The organism is Streptomyces sp. SBT349 (assembly GCF_001083795.1).
Classification (GTDB): Bacteria; Actinomycetota; Actinomycetes; order Streptomycetales; family Streptomycetaceae; genus Streptomyces.
On the sequence record NZ_LAVK01000402.1, the window covers coordinates 1 to 6,316 of the forward strand.

At 72.8% G+C, this 6,316-nt stretch carries 1 protein-coding gene; it reads right to left on the reverse strand.

The features are described from left to right. Nucleotides 1-6,316, reverse strand: a 6,316-nt coding sequence (locus tag ADY01_RS31245; protein ID WP_049580089.1) for a type I polyketide synthase, incomplete at both ends; no start/stop codon positions are given.

Below are 6,316 nucleotides of genomic sequence, written 5' to 3' on the forward strand. Positions count from 1 at the left end.
CGCCGGGGAAGATGGCGTTCCAGTCCAGGTTCACCCCGTGCACGTGGGCCTGTGCGGCGCTGGCAAGGAACCGTGCCATCCCGCCGTGGTCCCGGCGCAGGGTCTCCACCACCGCGCACTGAGCCCCGGCCTCCGCGAGCGTGTCACCGATCCCGGCGATCAGCACCGGATGAGGGCTGGCCTCGATGAACACCCCCGCACCCGCCTGCGCCAGGGCGGCGATCACCGGAGCGAACCGCACCGGCTCCCGTAGATTCCGCACCCAGTACCCGGCGTCGAGGGTGGCGGTGTCCACCACCTCACCGGTGACCGTCGAACGGAACTCCACTTCGCCCGCCATCGGACTGATCCCCGCGAGAGCCTGGGCCAGTTCGTCGCGGATCTCCTCGACCTGCGGGCTGTGGGAGGCGTAGTCCACCCCGATCCGCCGCGCCCACACCCCCTCAACCTCACAGTGCGCCAGCAGCTCCTCCACGGCCGCGGTCTCGCCGGAGACGACGGTCGACGCGGGCCCGTTGACCGCGGCCACCCCGACCCGCCCCTCCCACGGCTCGACCAACTCCCCGGCCTCCTCCTCGCCCAGGGCGACCTGCGCCATCGCACCCCGGCCCGACAGCGACACCAGCGCCCGGCTGCGCAACGCCACCACCCGCACGGCGTCCTTCAGCGACAGCCCACCCGCGATGTGCGCCGCGGCGATCTCTCCCTGCGAGTGCCCCACCACCACATCCGGCCGGACACCGATCGACTCCCACAACCGCGCCAGCGCCACCATCACCCCGAACAGCACCGGCTGCACCACATCCACCCGCCGCAGCTGCTCTTCGTCCCCCTCCCGCAGAAGGTGGGTCAGCGACCAGTCGGCATACAGCACCAGCTCCTTGTCACACGCGGCGATGGCCTGTGCGAAGACCTCGCTGCGAGCGAGCAGTTCGCGGGCCATGCCGAGCCACTGCGAGCCCTGACCGGGGAAGACCATCACCACCCGGCCCGGGGACTGCGACCCCACCACCACGCCCGGCGCGCTCTCCCCCGCCGCCACCGCGGCCAAGCCCGCCACCGCCTGCTCCCGGTCGGCGGCCAGCACCACCGCGCGATGCTCCAGCCCCGCCCGCGTCGTCGCCAGCGACCACCCCACATCGGCCGGCGACACCCCGGCCCCGGCATCGCCTTCCAGGAACTCCCGCAGGCGCGCCGCCTGTCCGGCCAGCGCCCCGGCCGACCGGGCCGACACCATCAGCGGCACCACGCCACCCGACGCGGTGGCCGCCGTGTCGGGCGCCACGGCCACGTCCCGCCGCGGCGCCGGCTCCGGGGCCTCCTCCACGATCACATGCGCGTTCGTCCCGCTGATGCCGAAGCCGGAGATGCCGGCCCGGCGCGGGTGCCCGTTCCTTTCCCAGGCCACCGGCTCGGTCAGCAACTCCACCGCGCCCGCCGACCAGTCGATCCGCGGCGACGGCTCGTCCACATGCAGCGTCTTCGGCAGCAGGCCGTGGCGCATCGCCATCACCATCTTGATCACGCTGGCGATGCCCGCCCCGGTACCGACGTGCCCGATATTGGACTTGATGGAGCCCAGCCACAGCGGCCGGCCCTCCTCCCGGTCCTGCCCGTACGCCGCCAGCAGCGCCTGCGCCTCGATCGGGTCACCCAACGACGTCCCCGTGCCGTGCGCCTCCACCGCGTCGACCTCGGACGGCGACAGCCGCGCGTTGGCCAGCGCCTGCCGGATCACCTTCCGCTGGGCAGGGCCGTTGGGCGCGGCCAGGCCGTTCGACGCGCCGTCCTGGTTCACGGCGGAGCCGCGCACCACCGCCAGCACCTCGTGACCGTTGCGCACCGCGTCCGACAGCCGCTCCACCAGCAGCACCCCCGCGCCCTCGCCGACGGCGAAGCCATCGGCGGAGGCCGAGAACGCCTTGGACCGCCCGTCCGGCGACAGCGCGCGCTGCCAGCAGAACTCGACGAAGCCCTCGATGCTGCCCATGACCAGCGTGCCGCCGACCAGCGCCATCGAGCACTCGTCGTTGCGCAGCGCCTGCACCGCCAGATGCAGCGCCACCAAGGACGACGAGCAGGCGGTGTCGACGGTCAGAGCCGGCCCCTCCAGGCCGAAGGTGTAGGCCAGGCGGCCGGAGATCACGGCGCTGGTGGTGCCGGTCATCTGGAAGCCACCGATGACCTCGGTGCCGACGCCGTAACCGGGGGAGGAGGCTCCGATGAAGACACCGGTCCGGCTGCCCTTGAGCTCCGAGGGAACGATGTGCGCCCGTTCCATGCTCTCCCAGGCGGTCTCCAGCAGCAGCCGCTGCTGCGGATCCATCGCCAGCGCCTCGCGCGGGCTGATGCCGAACATCGCCGCGTCGAACTGCCCGGCCTCGTACAGGAATCCGCCCTGCCGGGTGTAGATCTTGCCCCCGACCTCCGGGTCCGGGTCGTAGGTCCCTTCGATGTCCCAGCCGCGGTCGATGGGGAACTCCACGACGGCGTCGCGGCCTTCGGCGACCAGCTGCCACAGCTTCTCGGGGCTGTCGCTGCCCCCCGGGTAGCGGCACGCCATGCCGACGATGACGATCGGCTCGTCCGAGACCGTGCCGGACGCGGCCCCGAAGAGGACCTCCTGGTCGCCCATCGCCTCCGAGCAGACATGCTGCGCCAGCGCGGCGGGAGTGGGGTAGTCGAAGATGAGCGTGGCGGGCAGGTGCAGCCCGGTGGCCGAGTTGAGGCGGTTGCGGAGCTCCACCGCGGTCAGCGAGTCGAAGCCCAGGTCCTGGAAGGCGCGTCCGGCGTCGACCAGGCTGGGTGAGGAGTGCCCCAGGACGGCCACGATGTGCGTGCGCACCAGGTCCAGGACGGTTTCCTGCCGCTTCTCCTCGGGCAGGGAGGCCAGCGTCCGGGCGAGCGACGCGCCCTCGCTTCGGCCCTCGGCCCCCACCACGCGCCGGGCCGAACCGCGCACCAGACCGCGCAGGGGCGGCAGCAGCGTTCCGGCCTCGGCCTGGCTGCGCAGCCGACCGAGATCGACGCGGATGGGCGCCAGCAACGGCTCGTAGGCGAGGCAGGCGGTGTCGAACAGGTCCAGCGCGTACTCCGCCGGCATGGGCACCATGCCGGCCCTGCTCACGCGGACACGGTCGCGTTCGTCCAGCTTCCCGGTCAGACCGCTGGCGCGCTCCCACAAGCCCCAGGCGAGGGAGGTGGCGGCCAGGCCCTGGGCGCGACGATGCTGGGCGAGGGCGTCCAGGAACGCGTTCGCGGCGGCGTAGTTGCCCTGCCCCGGACCGCCCAGCACGCCGGCGGCCGAGGAGAACATCGCGAACATGCCCAGGTGCATCTCGCGCGTCAGCTCGTGCAGGTGCCAGGCCGCGTCGACCTTGGCGCGCAGCACGGCGCTCACGCGCTCCGGCGTCAAGTCCTCGATCAGCCCGTCGTCCAGCACTCCGGCGGTGTGCACCACGCCGGTCAGCTGGTGCTCCGGCGGGATCTCACCCAGCAGCCGCGCCAGCTGGTCCCGGTCGGCGACATCGCACGCGGCGATCCGCACCCGGGCACCGAGCTGCTCCAGCTCCTGACGCAACTCCTCGGCGCCCGGCGTGTTCGGTCCCTGGCGGCTGGCCAGCACCAGGCTGCGCACTCCGTACCGGGTCACCAGGTGGCGGGCGACCAACGTCCCCAGGGTGCCCGTGCCCCCGGTCACCAGCACCGTCCCGGCGGGATCCACCTCCGGCGGAATCCGCAGCACGATCTTGCCGGTGTGACGGGCCTGCTTCATGAAGCCGAACGCCTCGCCCGCGCGTCGCACGTCCCAGACCCGCACCGGCGGAGGCACCAGCTCGCCGCGCTGGATCAGGTCGACGATCTCCGCCAGGATCTCTCCGAGCCGGGCGAGCCCGGCGTCGAAGAGGTCGAACAGCCGGTACCTCACGCCCGGGTGGTCGCGGCCCACCTCGTCGGGGTCGCGCATGTCGGCCTTGCCCATCTCCAGGAAATGGCCACCGCGGGGCAGCATCCGCAGTGAGGCGTCGGTGAAGTCCCCGGTCAGGCAGTTGAGGACGACATCGACACCCGCGCCGTCCGTCGCCTCCATGAACTTCTCCTCGAAGTCCAGGTCGCGCGAGGAGCTGATGCGCTCGGGTGGCACCCCGTTGGTCCGCACCGTCTCCCACTTGGGCGGGCTGGCGGTGGCGTAGACCTTCGCCCCGAAGTGCCGCGCCAGCTGGGTGGAGGCCATGCCCATCCCGCCGGCCGCGGCGTGGATGAGCACGGACTGGCCGGCCTGAAGCCCGGCGACGTCCCGGAGACCGTAGTAGGTGGCGACGAACACCGTGGTGATGGACGCCGCGCGTTCGAAGGACCAGCCGTCCGGGATCTTCACGACCATCTTGCAGTGCGTCACGGCCTGCCGGGCGAAGCCGCCCTCGCCCAGGCCCATCACACGGTCGCCGACGGCCAGGTTCTCCACGCCGGGGCCGACTTCGGTGACGACGCCGGCGATATCGCCGCCCATGCCGTCGAGCATGGCCTCACCGGGATACAGGCCCAGCGCGATGAAGACGTCATGGAAGTTGATGCCCGCGGCGCGCACGGCCACGCGGATGAGGCCCTCGTCCAGGGTTCGCTCCGACCTGGGGGCGTGCACGAGGGCGAGGTCGTCGAACGAGCCGCTGTCCCCGACGTTGTCCAGGCGCCAGGCCCGCACGTCCCTGGCGGGGACCAGGCGGGTGTCCGCGTGGCCCAGCCGGGGCACGAGCGGCGTGTCGTCACGGATCGCGGTCTGCGGCTCGACGGTCGCCGCCGCGGCGGCGACCGTCGGCGGCAGCAGCGCGTAGGCGGGCTCGGCCGACTCCAGGTCCACGAGGGTGATGCGGTCGGGGTTCTCGGCCTGGGCCGCGCGGAGCAGGCCCAGCGCCGCGGCCTGCCCGAGGCCGGTGACATCCTGACCGGCGCTCGTCGCGACCGCGCCGTGGGTGAGCACCACCAGTCGGCACGTGGTGAACCGCGGGTCGCTCAGCCACACCTGGATGCCGGTCAGGGCGCCGATGACGGTGGCGTGGACGTCCTCGGCCGTGGTCGGGCCGGAGAGCGGGGAGACGTTCCACACGACGGCGTCGGGGACAGGGGCGGCCTCGTCCTCGACGGCCTGTCGCAGAGCGTCCAGGTCCGCGAAGACGTGGGCGTGGGCGTCGTCGGGCCCGGCGAGCACGGCCAGCAGGGCCGTGGTGGCGGGTGCCGTCTCGGGGCCGAGCAACGCCCAGGTGCGATAGGCCGTCGCGTCGTGGCCGTCGAGGGGGAGCTCGGTCCAGTCCAAGGCGAGGAGTGAGTCGTCGACGGCCTGTTGCGTCGTCTGAAGCCCTGTGTCGTCGACCTGGCGCGAGTCGAGCGAGTCGACGACGGCAACGGGTTGGCCGGTGCTGTCGGCCGTCTGGATCCGCATGCCGTCCCGGGCGGACCCGGTCAGCCGTACGCGCAGCGTCGTCGCGCCCGTGGCCAGCAGACGAACGCCTCGGTAGGCGAAGGGCAGCCAGACCTCGCGTGTGCCGCGCTGGATGTCGTCGAGGGCACCGGCGTGGATGGTCGCGTCGAGCAGGGCGGGGTGAATGCCGAAGCGGGTGGCGTCCTCGTGCTGTGCCTCGGGCAGGGCGACCTCGGCGAACAGCTCGCCCTCCGCGCCTCGCCAGGCCGCCCGCAGTCCCTGGAACGCCGGGCCGTAGTGGTACTCGGTTTCGGCCAGCCGCGTGTAGAAGTCGTCGAGGGGTATCGGCTCGGCGTCCGCCGGGGGCCACGCGGTGGCGTCCCACTGTTCGGAGGACCATCCGGCGGGCGCGATGTCGGCCGTTACGAGAGTCGCGGACGCGTGGCAGATCCAGGCGCGGTCGGCGTCGCCGTCGTCCTCGCGAGAGTAGATCGTGGCCTCGCGCCGCCCGCCGTCACCGGCCGCGCCGACCCGCACCTGAACCTGCACGCCATCGTGTCCGGAGAGCACCAGCGGGGCCTGGGTGGTCATTTCCTCGATCAGCGAGCAGCCGACCTCGTCCCCCGCGCGGATCAGGATCTCCAACAGCGCGGCGCCTGGCGCCAGGGTGGTACCGCGCACGGCGTGATCGGCCAGCCAGGGATGCGTGGACAGCGACAGCCGTCCCGTCATCAGCCACTCGTCGCTGGCTGCCATCCCCACCGCGGCCCCCAGCAACGGATGGTCGGCCGCGCCCTGGCCCAGCCCGCGCACATCCCCGGCTACATAGCCCGGGGCGGGGGCCAGCCAGTACCGTTCCCGCTGGAAGGCGTAGGTGGGCAGGGCGACGTGGCGGCCGCG